18 protein-coding genes are annotated in these 16,899 nt (G+C 71.2%); 2 read left to right on the forward strand and 16 right to left on the reverse strand.

The window, feature by feature from the left end:
• Window positions 1-76: 76 nt before the first annotated feature.
• The 10 genes from CAP_RS18125 to CAP_RS18175 all read right to left on the reverse strand — a co-directional run bounded on the left by CAP_RS18125 (window position 77) and on the right by CAP_RS18175 (window position 11,518).
• The gene (locus CAP_RS18125; protein WP_231511550.1) at window positions 77-1,372 is read right to left on the reverse strand and encodes a vWA domain-containing protein; all 1,296 of its coding nucleotides are present in this window, start codon (window positions 1,370-1,372) and stop codon (window positions 77-79) included.
• Window positions 1,369-2,682 carry an AAA family ATPase gene (locus CAP_RS18130; RefSeq protein WP_231511551.1) on the reverse strand — a complete coding sequence of 438 codons (1,314 nt, stop codon included), beginning with the start codon at window positions 2,680-2,682 and terminating at the stop codon, window positions 1,369-1,371. The genes CAP_RS18125 and CAP_RS18130 overlap by 4 nt, the downstream gene beginning before the upstream one ends.
• Window positions 2,683-2,953: 271 nt before the next feature.
• Window positions 2,954-3,211, reverse strand: a complete 258-nt coding sequence (locus CAP_RS18135) for a hypothetical protein (protein ID WP_156040910.1) — start codon at window positions 3,209-3,211, stop codon at window positions 2,954-2,956.
• A gap of 185 nt (window positions 3,212-3,396) precedes the next feature.
• A complete protein-coding gene (locus CAP_RS18140) occupies window positions 3,397-3,756 on the reverse strand; it encodes a hypothetical protein (protein WP_044242833.1) in 360 nt (119 codons plus the stop codon).
• Window positions 3,753-4,748, reverse strand: coding sequence for a formate dehydrogenase accessory protein FdhE (locus CAP_RS50555; protein WP_044242683.1), 996 nt, complete (start codon window positions 4,746-4,748; stop codon window positions 3,753-3,755). The genes CAP_RS18140 and CAP_RS50555 overlap by 4 nt, the downstream gene beginning before the upstream one ends.
• Window positions 4,745-4,996 carry a hypothetical protein gene (locus CAP_RS18150; protein ID WP_156040911.1) on the reverse strand — a complete coding sequence of 84 codons (252 nt, stop codon included), beginning with the start codon at window positions 4,994-4,996 and terminating at the stop codon, window positions 4,745-4,747. Before CAP_RS18150 ends, CAP_RS50555 begins: the two co-directional genes overlap by 4 nt.
• Window positions 4,989-5,978, reverse strand: a complete 990-nt coding sequence (gene nrfD, locus CAP_RS18155) for an NrfD/PsrC family molybdoenzyme membrane anchor subunit (RefSeq protein ID WP_044242688.1) — start codon at window positions 5,976-5,978, stop codon at window positions 4,989-4,991. The genes CAP_RS18150 and nrfD overlap by 8 nt, the downstream gene beginning before the upstream one ends.
• Complete coding sequence (locus tag CAP_RS18160; protein WP_044242690.1) at window positions 5,975-6,817, reverse strand: 4Fe-4S dicluster domain-containing protein; 843 nt, start codon at window positions 6,815-6,817, stop codon at window positions 5,975-5,977. Before CAP_RS18160 ends, nrfD begins: the two co-directional genes overlap by 4 nt.
• Window positions 6,817-10,053: a formate dehydrogenase gene (fdh, locus tag CAP_RS18165; RefSeq protein WP_081865006.1), complete on the reverse strand. Its 3,237-nt coding sequence runs from the start codon at window positions 10,051-10,053 to the stop codon at window positions 6,817-6,819. The genes CAP_RS18160 and fdh overlap by 1 nt, the downstream gene beginning before the upstream one ends.
• Before the next feature lie 52 nt (window positions 10,054-10,105).
• Window positions 10,106-11,518: a PQQ-dependent sugar dehydrogenase gene (locus CAP_RS18175; protein WP_044242695.1), complete on the reverse strand. Its 1,413-nt coding sequence runs from the start codon at window positions 11,516-11,518 to the stop codon at window positions 10,106-10,108.
• Window positions 11,519-11,689: 171 nt separating this feature from the next.
• Between CAP_RS18175 and CAP_RS18180 the strand changes: the two genes are divergently transcribed.
• Entirely contained in the window at window positions 11,690-12,328 is a 639-nt protein-coding gene (locus tag CAP_RS18180) for a TetR/AcrR family transcriptional regulator (protein WP_044242697.1), read from the forward strand.
• 51 nt (window positions 12,329-12,379) lie between these two features.
• On the opposite strand, the gene CAP_RS18185 is transcribed toward CAP_RS18180, so the two are convergent.
• From CAP_RS18185 to CAP_RS52380, 3 genes are all read right to left on the reverse strand, one after another.
• On the reverse strand, window positions 12,380-12,922 hold the full coding sequence (locus tag CAP_RS18185; RefSeq protein ID WP_156040912.1) for a hypothetical protein: 543 nt from the start codon (window positions 12,920-12,922) through the stop codon (window positions 12,380-12,382).
• Window positions 12,919-13,188 (reverse strand): hypothetical protein, encoded by a 270-nt coding sequence (locus CAP_RS18190; RefSeq protein WP_044242701.1) that lies wholly within the window; start codon window positions 13,186-13,188, stop codon window positions 12,919-12,921. The genes CAP_RS18185 and CAP_RS18190 overlap by 4 nt, the downstream gene beginning before the upstream one ends.
• A 77-nt stretch (window positions 13,189-13,265) precedes the next feature.
• Window positions 13,266-13,454, reverse strand: coding sequence for a hypothetical protein (locus CAP_RS52380; RefSeq protein WP_044242703.1), 189 nt, complete (start codon window positions 13,452-13,454; stop codon window positions 13,266-13,268).
• A gap of 238 nt (window positions 13,455-13,692) precedes the next feature.
• Here CAP_RS52380 and CAP_RS18200 point away from each other — a divergent pair, with 238 nt between their 5' ends.
• Window positions 13,693-14,655 carry an ABC transporter substrate-binding protein gene (locus CAP_RS18200; RefSeq protein ID WP_044242705.1) on the forward strand — a complete coding sequence of 321 codons (963 nt, stop codon included), beginning with the start codon at window positions 13,693-13,695 and terminating at the stop codon, window positions 14,653-14,655.
• Between the two features lie 56 nt (window positions 14,656-14,711).
• Here the strand turns inward: CAP_RS18200 and CAP_RS18205 are convergent, their stop codons facing one another.
• The 3 genes from CAP_RS18205 to CAP_RS18215 all read right to left on the reverse strand — a co-directional run bounded on the left by CAP_RS18205 (window position 14,712) and on the right by CAP_RS18215 (window position 16,853).
• Window positions 14,712-15,266 (reverse strand): tyrosine-protein phosphatase, encoded by a 555-nt coding sequence (locus CAP_RS18205; RefSeq protein ID WP_081865008.1) that lies wholly within the window; start codon window positions 15,264-15,266, stop codon window positions 14,712-14,714.
• A 54-nt stretch (window positions 15,267-15,320) separates the two neighbouring features.
• Window positions 15,321-16,241 (reverse strand): aminoglycoside phosphotransferase family protein, encoded by a 921-nt coding sequence (locus CAP_RS18210; RefSeq protein ID WP_156040913.1) that lies wholly within the window; start codon window positions 16,239-16,241, stop codon window positions 15,321-15,323.
• Between the two features lie 171 nt (window positions 16,242-16,412).
• Window positions 16,413-16,853 carry a hypothetical protein gene (locus tag CAP_RS18215; RefSeq protein ID WP_197041235.1) on the reverse strand — a complete coding sequence of 147 codons (441 nt, stop codon included), beginning with the start codon at window positions 16,851-16,853 and terminating at the stop codon, window positions 16,413-16,415.
• Window positions 16,854-16,899: the final 46 nt, after the last annotated feature.

Here is a 16,899-nt window from a genome sequence, read left to right on the forward strand (position 1 = left end):
CAGACCGATCACGATGATCGTTTCGATCGGGGTGATCGCTTCGATCGCAGTGATCGTTATGCTCCCGGGATGCGATTCACTGGCCGAGCCAGGCGCGCTCGCCCCAGGGACACCCGAAGTCGAACGGCTTGGTGAGGATCCACAGCACCGGGAGGCGCGGGGGCTGCTCCGGCGTCGGCCCGAGCCCGTCGGTGAAGTAGACGACTCCGTCGACCTTGTGGGAGGCCAGGAAGCCCGGCTCGAACACCGGCCGCAGATCGGTGCCGCCCCGGCCAGCGACGTCGGTGAGCGCGCCCTGGAAGGGATAGACGCGGGTCACCTCGGTGTCGCACTCGGCGACGATGATCCGGGCGTGGTCCCGCATGGCTTCGAGCTGGCGCGCGATCTCGTCGAGCTCGCCGAGGCGCATGCTCATGGAGGTGTCGATGGCCACGAGGAGCAGGGGCTTCACGATGGCCCGCGGGGCGTAGGTGCGGCCAGGGACCTCGCCGATGCGGCCGGGGAAGCGGCGGTTCGGGCGCGCGTACGTGTGCACCGGGGCGCGGGCCCGGGCGACGAACATGCGCAGGGCGGTGCGCCAGTCGAGGAAGTGCTCGCGCGGGCCGAGGGCGCCGGTGAGGTCTTCGAGGAGGCGTCCGGGGGCGCGCCCCGCCACGAGCAGGCTCGCCGCGTCCTCACCGCCCCGGGAGGCAGCTTCCTGCGCGGCCTCCACGAGCAGCTTGCGGGTGTGCTCCACGGCGCCGGGATCCCGCGAGGGTGCGCGCATTATACGGTGCTCGTCGACGGTCTCGCCGTCGCGCTTCTCCAGGCGGCTGCAGTTCGCCGCATCGACGAGGAGGTGGTAGCGCTCCAGGGTGCTCTGGCCGGCGCGGATGCCGACCTGGGCGAAGGCACGCCAGAGGATGGGGTCGGGGAGCGGCTCCTCGATGTACTCGTTGGCCGACATCTCCAGTGCCAGCTCCATCAGCTCCCGGTCGTCGGGGTCGGCGAACTTGGGGTGGCTGAGGTGGCCGAGCGCGACGTGGTGCACCTCGTGGAGGAGCACGCCGCGCAGGTAGACGGGCTCGCGCGCGAACGAGTCGACGTTGACGTGCAGGAAGAAGCGGCCGTTGTGCAGCGAGACGGCCATGCGCTTCACCGAGGGGTCCGCGACCGGGGTGAGCCGGGCGAGGATGGCGGCGTAGAACGGGTACCGCTCCAGGAAGCCCGGGTCCTGCACGAAGGACTGCAGCCACAGGGCCATCTCGCCCGGGGTGCCCGGGGTGCCCGGGGTGCCCGGGGTGCCCGGGGTGCCCGGGGTGCCCGGGGTGCCTGCCGCGTGCGTCGCGCCCGTCGCCAGGCCGGACCTCCCTGTGAAGCCGGCGCTGCTCACTGGGGCCGGATCGGCGTGATGCCGACCTTCTTCAGCGTCTCCACCAGGCGCAGCGCCCACACCTCGGGGAGCTGCGAGAGGAGCTGGCCGAGGGCGATGCGCGCCGCGTTGCTCCGGCGCACGTCCGTGAGGCGCGCCTGCAGCTCCAGGTGGGCCCGCAAGGCGGTGACCGCCAGGCCCACCCGGTAGCGGCGCACGGGGTCGGCGCGCCACTGGAGGATGCGGCGCTCCGCGGCGCTGCCCGGGTAGTTCTGCAGGAGATCGTCGGGCTTCAGGTCGATGAGCGCCGTGGCCGTGGCGTTCCCGCCGAGCGCCTCCTCCAGGCGCTCGCGGTGGTCGCCGGGGAGGTCGGCGCAGAGCGCCTCGAAGGCTGAGAGGGAGAGCTTGCCCTGCGAGGCGAGGATCGGCACCTCGGGGCCGGCGAGGAGGGGGCAGAGGCGCGCGACCACCTCGTCGAAGCGGTCGGTCTCCCCGCGCTCGCGCGCCCTGACCAGCTCCCGGGCGGCGGGAGACCCAGGGCCGTACTCCGCGAGCAGGCCCCGCACGTCGAAGCTGAGCCGGGATGACCAGCCGTCCTTCGCGGCGATGAGCACCTCCACCCAGCTCGGGGGCAGGTAGCCGGAGAGCGCGTCGCGCATCACCGTCGCGGAGGCGATCTCCTCGGGCTTCAGCACCGAGAGGACCTGAGCGGCATAGGTCCAGGTGCGGGGAGGCACGTCGTCGAAGGCGCGCTCGTGGGCCCGCACCAGGGAGACCACCCCGGGGTGCACGCCGTTCACCTCGGCCCAGGCCAGCCAGGTGGCGCGGTCGGCGCGGACATGCAGGCCGAGGAAGCGGGCGCGCAGGGCGCGATCGAGCGGGGTGACCTGGTAGTCGGCCGACTCGGGGTTCACCGCGGCGAAGCAGACCCAGCCCGGCGGGAGCTCGTACTGGTGCAGCCTGCGCGCGCTGAGGAGCTGGAGCGCGGGCTGCTGGATGTACCGCTCCGCGCGGTTCAGCTCCTCCAGCATGAGGATCCCGGCACCTCCCTGGGGGAGCGCGTCGGGCGGGGCGTACACGGTGCGGCCCTCGTGGATGACGGGCAGGCCCACGAGGTCCGGCGGCTCCAGCAGGCTGAGGTCGAGCACGACGGAGCCGATGCCGAGCTGCTCGGCGAGCCCGCGCACCAGCTCGCTCTTGCCGATGCCCGTGGGACCTTCGAGCAGCACGGGGCGACGGGCGCGGTAAGCAACCTCGAGCACCGCGAGGAGGCGGGGGCCGATGGGGATGGCCGCCGCGCGCCCTTCGATGGCGAGGGACGAGGGAGACACGGACGGGGCGGGGGCCTGGGCTCTCGGTTTTGCCACGGTGGGTGAGGATCGCTGCGGGGAGGAAGGCTCGCGGGAGTCCGCGGCGGCGCGCGGCGAGGAGGTCATCCATGAGCGCGCCAAGCCCGGGCGTTATGCGCGAAATGATCGGGTTCGTCCACGGGCCGCACGCGCCGCGCACAAAAGAGAAGCTCCGGAGCCCCGGCCGTTCCCGGGGTGGGAAGGCGAGACATCGGAGCTGTGCGCTGCGGGATCAACCTCGAAGGCCGATACTTCAGCGCCCGGGAGTTCGTTGTTGCTGCTGTCGCGGGTTCTCCTGGTTCTGTTGCGGGTTCTGCTGCGGGGTCTGCTGCCGGGTCTGCTGCTGTTCGCCTTGCGTCCCGGCCCCCTCGTACCCAGGTGCGTTCATCTGGCCTGGCGCGTTCCCCTGCGCTTGCTTGCCGCGGTTGGCCTGGTCGGCCTGGAAGGACTGGTTGTTCGGGTTCTTGACGTTGGCCCTCTGGTCGTTCGGATGCTGCTGATGAGGCCTCATGCTGACGCTCCAGTTCCCTGGCGGGTGGGCCCCGATCCCCATGACCGAGGTGTCCGTCGTGCGAGAATCATGGGTCGCCTTCGCGAGGAGCGGCAGTGGGTCGCGGTCGATCTTCACGCGCCCACAGGCGCACATTCGGTCCGATCTACCGCACGCTGAACAGCTTGCTCCGCGAGGGAGACGGCTCAGCTCCCACCCTCACCGCCAGCGTCGTCAGAGGGCGCGCCGCGCTCCAGCCAGGCCCTGAATGCCGGCGCCTGCTGGGCCATCTGCCACTCGTCGTGGATGTCCCGCGCCATCGCCCGCGCGCCGCCTTCCTCGGCCATGGTCGCCGCGAGCAGCCACCCCTCGAACGCCTCTACCGTCGGAGCCTCCTCGACGGCCCGCTCCAGCAGGCTTCGCTTCATGCCGAGCCCGATGGCGTCGGGCGTGGTGTTCCGCTTGCGCCGCCTGCGCCGCCCGTCAGAGGCCTCCAGGGTGCGCAGCAGGAGCCGGCAGAAGTCTGCGGGAGACAGGGGCGCGTGCTCGCTCAGGACAGTGCTCATGGCCACCACCGCCGCAGGCTCCAGCGAGGCTCCGGGGCCTCCACGAGCGTCACGCCGGGCGCCCGCCCAGGGTCGTCGGGGCGCGCGTAGCCGCGGTCGAGGGCCACGAGGTCCAGGTCGACGGTCGTGAGATCCTCCAGCAGCACCACCTCCCCCGCCCACGCGCCCAGTGTGGTCAGCGACTTGAGGTAGCCCTTGCACGCCCCGCACGCGTCCACCTTGCGCGCTTCGCCTCCCTGCTCGGGCATCAGCGCGACGAGCTTCTCGTGGTCCCCTTCACCGCACAGCGAGCACGCCAGCACCGGCGCTCCCCAGTCGGCCCCGCAACGGCCGCACCGCAGGTGACGGGTGCGCGCGAGCCCCCGGGCCTCGGCGAGCGTGGGCCATCCCCCGCACACCGGGCAGTACGGCTGCGACCACGCCCTCCGGGCCGTTGCTCCTGCTGCTCCTGCTGCTCCTGCTGCTCCCGCAGAGGATCCGAGAGCACCGCGACAGGCCTGCAGGAGTGGCACCACCGCGAGCTGTGCCAGCGACCCGAGCATGGCGGCCGGCAGCGCGATACGACCCGCGAGCGCCGCAACCCGGCTCCCGTCATGATCGATGGCTGCTTCGAGCAGCGCGAGGAGTTCGGACCCGTCGAGCTTTGCTGCCTCGCGCAGCGCGCGCTCCGCCCCCTGCCCTTCCGGTGCGCTCCGTGCGGCCACCTCGCAGAGCCGCCCCCAGAAGCGCTTCAACGGCCCCTTCGCCAGGGGGATGCGGAGGTTCGTGAGCCCTGGCGCCACCTCGGCCGGAACGGCGTCGCCCCCAGGCAGCGCGCCGCCTTGCGCACCGGAGGCCTGGCGCTCCGCGAGCAGCTCTGGCGTGATGGCGGACCAGGTGGGCTCCGCAAGCTCCGCGAGCACCACCTCGTAGAGCGCGAGCCACGGCCCGAGCTCCGGGCTCTTCGCGGAGAGGGCAGTGACCCGCGACCTGGCCGCCGCTGACACGCTCACCGCGTCGGCACCTTCCGCGGGGTGCCGTGGAACGGGTCCACCCGACCGTGCACCGCCACCTCCGCCCCGTGGTTGCCTGGATCGGCGCCGGGTCCACCCCCGCGCGACCGCCGCGCCTCCGGGCTCGCGCACGCGCACCCACTGAGCGCCCACGCGCCGCCCAGCGCCACGAGCCAGAGGCGCCCCCACCTCTCCCCGCGCATCCTCCAGCCAGCGCCCTCACGCATGCAGCCAGCGCCCTCACGCATGGCCCAGCGCCTCCGACGCCAGCACGATGGCCGCCCGCAGCGCCAGGCTCCCCGCGAGCACCAGCCCCACCCCCAGCGCCGTCACCTCGTGCCCGCCCCCGGGTGCCTCTCCAGACATCTCCCCGCGCGCCGCGCCCGACGCCTCCCCGCGCGCCGCTCGCCCTCGCGCCGCGTGCCCCCGCGCCCGCACCAGCGTGAGCGCCAGGGGCGCCACCAGCCCGAGCAGCACCGCCATCCCGAGGAGCACCCCGTACGGCCCCCGCCAGGCCGCCACGGCGGGCCCCAGCCACGCCAGGAACAGCAGCAGGACCAGCAGCTCCAGCAAGGCCGCCGCGTGCTCCATCCGGGACAGCCAGGGCAGCGCCGGGACGAAGGCTCCCCCCCGCCGCGACGCCACGAAGCCCACCAGCGCCGCCGAGGCGGCCATCGCCGAGGCGGTGAACAGGAGCCCGAGGAGGGGCGTCTCGGCCCAGAGGGGGCGGTTCGTCACCGAGAGCAGCACGCCGGTGTAGCCCGCGATGAAGAACGCGAACCCTGCCCCACCGGCCGCGAGCACCTTCCCCCAGATCCCGCGCCCGAGCACCGCGAGCCGCTCCGGCAACCAGCTCGGCCGCCACGGGTCCGCAGAGAGCGCCCCCACGAAGGACACGAACGAGAACGCGCCGAACAGGAGCAGCGCCCAGGAGCCGATGGACATGGGCGACCACCACTTGAACATCACCCCGGGCCGCTGCGACCACAGGAACAGGTGCCAGAAGCGCTCGGGCCGGTCGAGATCGACAATGAGCAGCGGCGGGCACGCGAGGAGCGCCGGGAGCGACACCAGGTAGCCGAGCCGCGAGGCAGGCCGCTCCTGCGCACCCCCGAAGAGGTGCAGCAGCGCCCCGAGCACGTAGCTCCCGGCCGAGAGCCCGCCGAAGAAGAAGTAGACGACGATGAGCCAGTGCCAGTGCGCCGGCGCCGTGAACAGGACGTCCCTCACGGCGCCGCCCCTTTCTTTCCCCCGTCGCCGCCGCCGTCACCGCTGGAAGGCCCCTCGGCCTTCGCGCCACGCTTGCGCGTGCGCAGCGAGACGAGGCCCCACAGCCCCAGCACGGCCGCGCCGAAGGCCGCGGCGAACGAGCTTCTCCAGAGGTTGCGCGAGGGCAGCTTCGGCGCGACGGGCAGCCCGTACACCTCGGGGTTGTCCACGAGCAGGTAGAACGAGTTCAGACCCCCGAGGATGGCCTCGTCCCCGTAGATGTAGGCCTCCTCCTTGCCCTGGCTGTGGAGCTGCGCCACGCGGTCTTCGGCCTTCTTGCGGAGCTGGACGAGGGGGCCGAACTGGATGGAGGCCGTGGGGCACGCCTGCGCACAGGCGGGGGTCATCCCCACCTGCATCCGATCGTAGCAGAGCGTGCACTTCTGGGCGGTGTGGGTCACCGGGTTGATGTCGATGACGCCGAAGGGACACGCCGGCAGACACGCCCTGCACCCGATGCAGGCGTCCTGCTGGATCACCACGGTGTCAAACTCGGTGCGGATGATGGCGCCCGTGGGGCACACCTCCAGGCACCCGGCCTGCACGCAGTGCTTGCAGACGTCGCTCATCATCAGCCAGCGCGACTCGCTCACGCGGTCCTCGCTGAACTGCTCGATGAATTTCACGTGCCGCCAGTGCTCGCCGTCGAGCTTGCGGGTGTTGTCGTAGCTGTCGCCCGAGAGGACGTTCTGGCCGCCGTTCGTGGAGGAGATCTGGTTCCACGACTTGCAGGCCACCTCGCAGGCCTTGCAGCCGATGCAGACCGTCGTGTCGGTGAAGAACCCCATCGGCTCTGCCATCACGCCTTCTCCACGTTGCAGACGAACGCCTTCCCCTCGTGGATCGACACGTTCGGATCCCCGACCAGGGCCGACAGGTTGTTCACCACCTCGCCCGTGACCAGGCCCTGGTAGCCCCAGTGCCAGGGCAGCCCCACCTGGTGGACGGTCTTGCCGTCGATCTGGAGCGGCCGCATCCGCCGGGTCACCAGCGCCTTCGCGGTGATCGCGCCGCGCGGGGTGGCGATGCGCACCAGGTCCAGGTTGTCGATCCCGTGCGCGCCAGCGAGCTCCGGGCTCAGCTCCACGAACAGCTCGGGCTGCAGCTCGGCGAGCCAGGGCAGCCAGCGGCTCATCACCCCGGAGAGGTGGTGCTCCGTCAGGCGGTAGGTGGTGAGCACGTGCGGGTAGCGGGGGTCCTGCGAGGCGATCACGTTGTCGTCGCGCCGCCACATCTTGAGCACGGGGCTCGTCTGTTGCTTGTAGAGCGGGTTCTGGACCGGCGACTCGACCGGCTCGTAATGGGTGGGGAGCGGCCCGTCCACGAGCCCCGTCGGCGCGAACAGCCAGCCCTTGCCGTCCACCTTGAGGATGAACGGGTCGGTCCCCGCGTGGGCATCGAGCCCGATCGCATCGGGCTTTGCCGGCGCGTCGGGGGCCTTGGTGAGCGGGAAGTCGGGGACGTCGTGGCCGGTCCAGCGCTTGCCGTCCCACCACACGTACTTCTTCCGCTCGCTCCAGGGCTTGCCGTCGGGGCGCGCGGAGGCGCGGTTGTAGAGGGTGCGGCGGTTCGACGGCCACGCGAAGGCCCAGCCGAGGTGGGTCTGCGGCCCCTCGGGCGCGTCGGGGACGCGGCTCTCCGCGAGATTCTTGCCGGGCTCCGGGTAGATGCCGCAGTAGATCCACGACGCGCACGTGGTGGACCCGTCGTCCTTCAGCTCCGCCGCCGAGGTCAGGTGGCGCCCGTCCGCGGAGCGGTAGCCGTTCACCTCCCGCAGCACCTTGCGCGCGTCGGGCTCGTCGGGGATGCGCGAGCCAGGCTCGGGGTGGTCGGCGTCGAAGTCCCAGACCAGGTGCTTGATGCCCTGGTCCCGCGGGAGCGTGCTCGCCGCGTAGTGCGCCTTGAGCCGCTTGCCGAGGTGCACCGTGAACCACAGGTCGGAGCGGCAATCGCCGGGCGGATCCGCGGCCTTGGCGTGCCACTGCACGAGCCGCTGGGTGTTGGTGAAGCTGCCGTCCATCTCCCCCACCTGGGCCGACGGGAACAGGAAGACCTCGGTCTGGATCTCCTCGGTCTTCAGCTCGCCGTTCTGCACCTCGGGCGAGGTGCGCCAGAAGGCCGCCGTCTCCGTCTCGAAGTTGTCCTTCACCACCAGCCATTCGAGCTTCGCCAGCGCCTTGCGCTGGAGGCGCGCGTTCTGGGCGCCCACGGCGGGGTTCTGGCCCATCGCGAACATGCCCTTCACCCGCCCCTCCATCATCGCGATGGTCATGGGCAGGTGCGAATGGTCTCCGGCGATGCGCGGGTGCCAGCCATAGCCGAAGTCGTTCTCCACCGTGGCCGCGGCCCCGTACATGGACTTGAGGTAGCTCACGAAGAACTTCGGGGTGTTCGACCAGTAGCTCGCCGGGAGCGTCTCCGTCTTCAGGTAGTCGGCGAGCGTCTCGTGCTGCTTCAGCGTCGAGAGCGCCGGCATGTAGCCGTGGATGGAATGGTAGAGGGTGGGGATGTCGGTCGACCCTTGAATGGTCGCGTGCCCCCGCAGCGCGAGGATGCCGCCCCCGGGCCGCCCGATGTTGCCGAGCAGGAGCTGGAGCATGGCGCAGGTGCCGATGAGCTGCGGCCCGTAGGTGTGCTGGGTCCAGCCCACCGCGTAGCAGAAGGCCGTGGTGCGCTCGGGGTTCGAGTTCCTGGTGATCGCCTCCGCCACCTTCAGGAACACGTCCTTCGGGCAGCCCGTCACCCGCTCCACCATCTCCGGCGTGTACCGGCTGAAGTGGCGCTTGACGATCTGGAAGACGCAGCGCGGATCCTGCAGCGTCTCGTCCCGCGGGGGCGGCGGCTTCTTCATGGCGCGCACCATGCCGTCGAAGGGCGGCCCCTGCGGCGGCGGGTTCGCGCCCACCTCCGGTCCCTTGCCGGCCATGTCGCCGCGCTTCGCCGGGTTCTGGCTCACCTGCCCCGTCATCGCGCCGTCTCCCGCCCGCTGCGTCCCCGTGTCTCCGCTGACGTACTGCCAGCTCGCCGTGTCGTACTGGCCGACGAAGCCATTGAGGGGGTCACCGTCGTAGCCGTGCAGCCCCGAGAACACGCCCTCCAGCTCCTCGGTGTCCTTGAAGTCGTCCCGCACCAGCGTCGCGGCGTTGGTGTAATGGACGACGTACTCCTTGAAGTACTTCTCGTGCTCGATGACGTGGTGAATGAGGCCGCCGAGGAAGGCGATGTCCGTCCCCGCCCGCAGCGGCGCGTGGATGTCCGCCATGGCGCTGGTGCGGGTGAAGCGCGGGTCCACGTGGATCACCGTCGCCCCCGCGAGCTTCGCCTGCATCACCCACCGGAAGGCGACGGGATGGCACTCGGCCATGTTCGAGCCCTCGATGACGATGCAGTCGGAGTGCACCAGGCTCCCCGCATACGTGGTGGCAGCGCCGCGACCTAGCCTGATCCCCAGACCGGGGACACTGGAGCTATGTCATATGCGCGCCTGGTTCTCGATCGCCACCACGCCGAGCCCACGCATCAGCTTCTGCTGCACGTGGTTCCACTCGTTGTCCATCGTCGCTCCGCCGAGCGAGAAGATCCCGAGGGAGTGGTTCAGCGTCTTGCCCTTCGGGTCGCGCTCCACGAAGGTCTCGTCGCGCGTCTTCCGGGTCAGCTCGGCGACCCGATCCATGGCCCGCTCGAGGTCCCACTCTTCCCACTGCGTCGCGCCGGGCGCCCGGCGCAGCACCTTGGTGAGGCGGTTCGGGTTGACGTGGAGCTGGTAGATGGCCGCGCCCTTGGGGCAGAGGTTGCCCTGGTTCACGGGGCTGCGGACGTCGCCCTCCACGTGCACCACCTGGTTGTTCGCCGCGTGCACCACCGTCCCGCAGCCGACCGCGCAGTAAGGGCAGACGCTCGGGTGGGCCTTGGTGTCCTTGATCCGGAGCGCCTCGGCGCGCGCCGTGGCGGGCGCGAGGTTCACCCCCAGGCCGACCAGGCCTCCCAGCGCCGTTCCCGTGGATACCCGGAAGAAGTCGCGCCTCGAGATCCCCATGACCCACCTCTCGCCGAGCACCCTACCACGACGCCACGGGGCCTCGGCCCCGCTACTTGCCGGTGTACGCCACGCGCCACACGGTGTTGCTCTGGTCGTCGGTGACCAGGAGCGCTCCGTCCCGCGCGACCGCCACGCCCACCGGCCGGCCCCACACGTCGCCGTCCTTGTTGACGAAGCCGGTCATGAAGTCCTCGAAGTGCCCCTCCGCCTTGCCGTCCTTCAGGGGCACGCGGATCACCTTGTACCCGAGGCGCTTCGAGCGGTTCCACGAGCCGTGCTGCGCGGCGAAGACGTGCCCCCGGTAGTCCGGCGGGAACTGCTGCCCCGTGTAGAAGCACATCGCCAGCGACGCCGTGTGCGCCTGGAGCAGCACGTCGGGCACGATCACCTTGTCCCGCAGCTCGGGGTGCTTGTCCTTGTGCCGCGGGTCCTGGTTCTTGCCGAGGTAGAACCACGGCCACCCATAGAAGCCGCCCTCCTGCACCCGGGTGATGTAGTCGGGCACCAGGTTGTCGCCGAGCCGGTCGCGCTCGTTCACGCTGGTCCACAGCGCCCCCGTGGAGGGCTCGATGGCGATCCCCACCGGGTTCCGGATCCCCGAGGCGTAGATCACCTCGTTCTTCCCGTCGGGCGTGTACGCCAGGATGTTCGCGCGGCGCTTCTCGTCGTCGTCGTCGTCCACGTTCGACTGCGAGCCCACCGAGACGAACATCCGCTGGTTGTCCTTGCTGAACGCGATGTCCCGCGTCCAGTGACCGCCACCCCCGAGCATCTCCCCACCCGAGGGGATGTTGTCGACGATCTTCTCGGGCTTGCTGGTGGCCGTCGCGTCCCCCGCCTTGTAAGGGAAGCGCACCACGCTGTCCGTGTTCGCGATGTAGACGTGCGTGGGCGCGTCGGAGCCCGAGGGGTAGAACGCGATGCCGAACGGCTTCTTGAGGTCCTCGCTGAACGTGGTGCGGCTCTCGGCCTTCCCGTCCTTGTCGACGTCGCGCAGGACCACCACCTTGTCGGCGCTGCTGTCCGCCACGAACACGTCGCCGTTCGGCGCCACCTGCACGACCCGCGCGTTCTCGAAGCCCGCCGCGAACTCGTTCACCGTGAACCCGGCGGGCACCTTCGGGAGCGCCCCTGCCGGCCGATCCGCCTTGCTGGGGCGGTTCGTCACCGAGGAGTCCTCGTTGGGCGCCGGCAGGTCTGCGACGGTGATCTTGCGCTTCACCCCCGGCGCATCCGTGGTCCAGTCCCCCATCGCCTGCGCCCCGGTGAGGACGACATCGGTGCGCACCGGCTGCGGCTGCGCGTCGCCCCCCGGCGGCCTGGGCTCGCCTGTCTGAGGGTTGGTCTCGGCAGACTGCTCCGTGCGCTTGGGCGAGCACGCCACCAGCACCGCGGTGCCGAGCAGGAGCGCGCCGAGGCCTACCGGGGGCCCGATTCTTCGGTCGACAGAGGGCTCTTTCATGGTGCGACAGGGATCGATGCCACACCCCCTTCCCCCGTGGCACCCCGGAGCCCCCTGAACGGCAAGCCAGGATCCTCGGCAGGAGCCGCGGTCGTCCCGCCCCCGGGCGCGCCCTCCTTCCCTGCTTGCACCCGACTTCCTCCAGCCGGCGCGCAGCGCTAAGGGAGGCCTGTGACGCGCCGCCAGGGCAGCAGGAACGCCGACTACCTGGAGACACGCCTGCGGCTCCTGCAAGTCCTCTCGCGGCGCCTCGCCGAGGAAGACGGGACGAGCGCGAGCTTCCGCGAGCTGGCCGCCTTCGCGGGCGTGAGCACGACGACGCTGCGGCACTACTTCAAGGATCGGAAGGAGCTGTTCGCGTCGGTGTTCGCGATGGCCCGTCAGCTCGGCGCCGAGCACCTGCTCCGCGTCGCCAGCGAGCCCCTCCAGGAAGACGTGGCTACCTCCATGCGCTGGGTGCTTCAGAACATCCGCTTCGGCCTGGAGATCCCCCAGGTGCGCCACGCCCACACCACCGCCCTTCGGGTGGCCCTGGAGTCCCCCGATCTCGGCCCCGCCTACCTGCAGGAGATGCTCGAACCCTTGCTCCGCGCCGTGGAGGTGCGCCTGGAGCGCCACCAGGCCCGCGGGGAGCTCACCGGCCGCGACGTGCGCATCATCGCCCTGCAGCTCGTCTCCCCCATGTTCCTGGCGCTGCTCCACCAGCATGCCCTCTTCGGGAGCAAGCACCGACCGCTGGAGATCGCCGCCCTCATGGATGCCCTGATCGCCCCTCTCGAAGCCCCGCGTACCGATCCGAAGGGCACCTGAGGCGCGTGGTGGCCGCTCAGCGGCGCTCAGCCTGCCTCCATGGCCTCACCGTCACGCGCCCCCGGCCTCCTCCGACGGCTCCTCTCCGGCGCTCAGGAACACGCCGACGCTCCCGAGATCCCGGTGGGCGCAGTGCACCTTCAGCGTCTCCGCGTGGGCGTGCCGCCCGAGCTTCTCGTAGGCCATCACCAGCAGCTCCAGCCCCTCGTCGCGGAGCGCATCGTCGTCGATCCAGTGCAGGTCGAGCCCGAAGGTGAACGCTGCCGCCGGCTGCCCCGCCGCAAAGTCACGCTTCGCCGAGGCGATCCACTTCTGCACCCGGCCTGGCTGGTTGCGCCACGCCTCCTGCCGCTGCGCGGTGTCCGTCACCCGGATGGATCCGGCGCCTTCGGGGAGCCCCGGGCCCATGATGCCGATGGTGGGGATGCGCGTGGCCTTCAGCCATCGCGGCGACGGAGGATCCTTGGCGAGCGCCTGCTTGTCTGCCTGCTCGAACCATGAAAGCGCCGCCTCCGCCGCCCGCACCGACAGCGGCACCGGCTCCGGATCCGCCGCATAGGGGTTGTCGATGATCTCCTCGACGTGCTTCTTCACCACGCCGAGCGGGGTGTGCGCCTCGTCGCGATCTCGTCGAGCATCGCCTCTGCCTCGTGCATCCGCGACAGGGGCACGATCAGGAGGTCGGACGCGTCGGAGTTACCGGCAAAGTAGATGTAGACGCTCGTCTTGATCCCCAGACCGCGGACGAACACCGGATTGTCCGGCGAGATCAGGTCGACGCCTTCCCCTTTGACAGGGAACATCGTCTTCCAGCGCTCGCCCACCAGCGAGAGCGCGTCTGCATGCTGCGCACCGCTCATGCTCAGGGTCCTCCGGCTGTGAAGGACCCTGTATACCCCCCCGTTCGCTCGTCGTGCGCGCGCTTCCGCTCAGCGGCTCAGTGCCGGATGTTGATGGATCCGGGGTTCAGGTACGAGCTGCCCGTCGAGGCTGGCTTGATCACGCCACCATGGTGGTGATGATGCTCCTCCTCGACGTGAGGCATGTTGTCTCCTGGCTGCGTGTTCCCGCCGCTGGGCTGCACGGTTGGGGTCTGCGCCGCCGACTTCTTCAGCTTCCGGGTCATGATCGAGCCCTCCTGTTCGGGTGACGGGTTCCGTCAGGTCGCGCCCAAGGCCGTGAACGGCCGTGTCGCGCCATGCTGGAGCGTGTTGCAGCTCGCGTGCCGGAAGCTGGAGTGCGCGCGGCAGGGGCGCCCTATCGTCTTGCTGGACCCGCGCGTCCCGCTGGCTGCCCCGCGGATGGGCGCGCTAGGCTGGGCCCACGGCGTACCGCTCTCTGCGCGGCATGCCGTCGAGCCACCGATGGACGAAGTTGAGCCCCGAGGCCCCGAGGATGCGCCGGTCCGCGTCGTCTCTCTCCTGCCCTCCGCTACCGAGATCGTCTGCGCCCTCGGCGCCGAGCGCACCCTCGTCGGCATCTCCCACGAGTGCGATCACCCGGAAACCATCCGCGGCCTGCCGGTGCTCACCCGCTCCCGCGTCAGCGCCTCCGGAACGAGCCTCGCCATCGACACCGCGGTCCGCGCGGTGGTGCGCGACGCCCTCAGCATCTACACCGTCGACGAGGCCCAGCTCGCCGCCCTCTCGCCCGAGGTGATCGTCACCCAGGACCTGTGCGAGGTGTGCGCGGTCTCGCTCGACGACGTCCGCAGCGCGGTCGCCCGGCTCGCCCACCGCGACGCCGTGCGCATCGTGAGCCTGACGCCGACCTGCCTCGACGACATCCTCGCCGATGTCGAGACCGTGGCCGCCGCCCTCCACCTCCACGCGCAGGGACACGCCCTCCGCCGCGCCCTCGCAGCCCGCCTCGACGCCATCGCCCAGCGCGCCGCAACGGCCCCCACCCGGCCCCGCGTGGTGTCCGTCGAGTGGCTGGAGCCCATCATGCTGGGTGGCCTGTGGATGCCCGAGCTCATCGCGCACGCGGGCGGCGTTGCCGCTGGGGCCAGAGCCGCCCAACCAGCCCCCACCGTCACGCCCGAGGACCTCGCGCGCCTCGACCCCGAGGTGGTCCTGATCAAGCCCTGCGGCTTCACCCTGGAGCGCACCCTGGAAGAGCGCGGCCTCATCGCCCGAGCCATCCAGGCCTCCGTCAGCCCCCGCGCCCGCGTCTACGTGACCGACGGCAACGCCTACTTCAACCGCCCCGGCCCCCGCATCGTCGAGTCCCTGGAGATCCTCGCCGCCTGCGTGCATCCGGAGCTGTTCGACGACCTCGCCCGCAAGCACGCCGCCGTCATCCACCCGCTCGACGCGCCCCGCTGAGCCTCACGGGCGCCTCCAGCCGCGCTCGCGACGCACCACGAGCCCTGACATCAGGGTCAGCCGCTGCGCCTGCCGCCCAGGAGCGCCGTCTGCAGCTTCTTGCGGTCGATCGGGAGCGCCGTCCGCTCTCCCAGGATCCCCTCGATCGCGGTCTCGATGGCGCTGCGGTCTGCACCCTCGCTGAGCATGTACTCCTCCGCGACCACCTCGCGCGGCACGTCGACCAGCAGCAGCGCCGCCGCGATGACCACCCCGGTCCGGTCCCTCCCCGAGGTGCAGTGCACGTACACCGGCCAGGTGACCTCGGGATCCGCGAGCACGGACAGCGCCTTCCCGAGCCACCGCCTGACCCGGGGCAGCCGGGTGTCGTAGTTCTCCACGTCGTCCTCCGCGGGCACGTGCACGTGCCTGATGCCCGTGAGGTGATCGGGATCTGGACCACGCCGCAGGTTCAGGATCGTTCCCGGAGATCCCAGATCGTTCACCGCCGCCAGGGTGTCGAAGCGCCCGCCCCGGAAGAGCCGCGCGGAAGCGATGGGGGACGGTTCGAGCCAGAGGCCGAGGATCTCGCCCACATCCCTGAAGTTCGCAGGGTGCAGCTCAGCCCCCACCGCGCCCTCCCGGCAATCCCCGCCTCCCCTCCGGGCGCGCTCGCTCCCCTCCCCTCACCCGCGCTCCAGCACGGCCTCGAGGTGGGCGTCGAGCCGCTCCCTCAGCGTCTCCGCCGGGATCCGGGGCAACCCGAACGTTTCCCAGGGCTCGTAGAACACCGGCTCCGGCAAGCACATGTCGAGCACTGCATCGAGGTCCCAGTACGGGTCGTGCACGTATCCCGCCGCCGCTGCGCCGTACGCCTCCAGAAACGCCGCGGCCGCCGCGGGACCCCGCATCAGCACGAGATCGGTCCTGCAGTGCGCCACATCGACCCCGGCGGGCCCACGGCACGCATTCACCCAGTCCACGACGCCGCTCACCGTCCCGTCGCGCCACAGCACGTTCACCGCGTGGTAGTCGCGGTGGAGGAGCACCGGAGGATCGTCCGGCGCCCCGGCGTGCCACCTGTCGATCGCCCGCGCCCACGCTGCGGGTACCCTGGTCCACGAGGGCGGCGCCAGCGCCTTGCCCACCGTCCAGCTCCGGAAGACCCAGGGGAATGCCTCGGCGCGGTGACGGTGAATGCGGGCGAGCATCGTCGCGAGCCCCTCCAGCCAGCGCTGGGCGTTCCGCGGACGCACCTCCACCTGCCCCTCGACGAAGGACATGAGGAGCGCTGGCGCGCCCGAGCCCGCGTCATCCGTGTGCGCGACCGGGCTGGGTGCAACGAGCCCAGCGCTCCGGGCCTCGCGGAGCGCCGCGACCTCGTGCGCTGCGAGATCAGGCTCTTCCCGGAGCCACTCGGCATTGTCGAGCACGCGGAGCACGAAGCGCCGCGGATCCCCGGCGGACCGCGCGCGGACCTCGAAGACGGAAGACGAGGTCGCGCCCCGCATCCGGGTGAGATGCAGCTCGGGCAGCGCGATCTCCGTGGCGCGGCTCACCCACGCCATCTGCGCGGGCGTGGGGCCTGCTTCCCGAGGAACGCTCACGCGCCCTCGGCGCCTGCCTGCAACCACCGCGTCCAGGAGACAGGGAGCACGAGGAGCTTCTACGCCTGCACCGGGCCGTCGGCAATGAGGTCCGACCCGTCGACTTCCTGCTGGAGGAGCCGAGAAACGCGATCAACCATGTCCTCGATGACAGGCAACGGTGCCACGGACCTACCCCTGCTCTCGGCGCGCCTTGCGTTCAACCTGGGCTTCGAGCCCAGCAAGCTCGCCGCGCGTCACGCCACCGAGGAGCCGCTCGCGCGCCTCGCGGCGGCCCCCGACACCGCGGCCGATGCCAAGCTCGCGCACGCGGTCCGGTTCGCGACGGCGGCCATCCGCATCGAGCACAAGATCGTGGCTCAGACGCTCGACGAGGTGACCACCCAGGTGCAGCAGGCCGGGATCGCGCTGCCCACCCTCCCCGCGGAGAGCAGCGACTGGTCGGCGTGGCCTGAAACCCTCCACACTGCCCTTGCGCCACACCTCGATGCTGCCGGCGAGGCGGCCCACGCCGCGGGTCTTGCCGCAGGAGAGTTCAGCCTGGCGTGGGGCCGCGCCGAGCGCATCGCCTACCTCCGCGCCTCCGCCCCGGACCACCCGGTGCTGGTCCACGAAGCGACCCAGCGCGTGACCGAGGTCGACGCGGCCTGGCCGAAGC

The organism is Chondromyces apiculatus DSM 436, from assembly GCF_000601485.1.
Lineage (GTDB): Bacteria > Myxococcota_A > Polyangia > Polyangiales > Polyangiaceae > Chondromyces > Chondromyces apiculatus.

Bases quoted from the DNA above. Each gene is read 5' to 3' on its own strand.
- CAP_RS18135 (WP_156040910.1), bottom strand. From the start codon at position 3,211: ATGAGGCCTCATCAGCAGCATCCGAACGACCAGAGGGCCAACGTCAAG.
- CAP_RS18140 (WP_044242833.1), bottom strand. From the start codon at position 3,756: ATGAGCACTGTCCTGAGCGAGCACGCGCCCCTGTCTCCCGCAGACTTC.
- CAP_RS18150 (WP_156040911.1), bottom strand. From the start codon at position 4,996: ATGCGTGAGGGCGCTGGCTGCATGCGTGAGGGCGCTGGCTGGAGGATG.
- CAP_RS18160 (WP_044242690.1), bottom strand. From the start codon at position 6,817: ATGGCAGAGCCGATGGGGTTCTTCACCGACACGACGGTCTGCATCGGC.
- CAP_RS18175 (WP_044242695.1), bottom strand. From the start codon at position 11,518: ATGAAAGAGCCCTCTGTCGACCGAAGAATCGGGCCCCCGGTAGGCCTC.
- CAP_RS18190 (WP_044242701.1), bottom strand. From the start codon at position 13,188: ATGAGCGGTGCGCAGCATGCAGACGCGCTCTCGCTGGTGGGCGAGCGC.
- CAP_RS52380 (WP_044242703.1), bottom strand. From the start codon at position 13,454: ATGACCCGGAAGCTGAAGAAGTCGGCGGCGCAGACCCCAACCGTGCAG.
- CAP_RS18200 (WP_044242705.1), top strand. From the start codon at position 13,693: ATGGACGAAGTTGAGCCCCGAGGCCCCGAGGATGCGCCGGTCCGCGTC.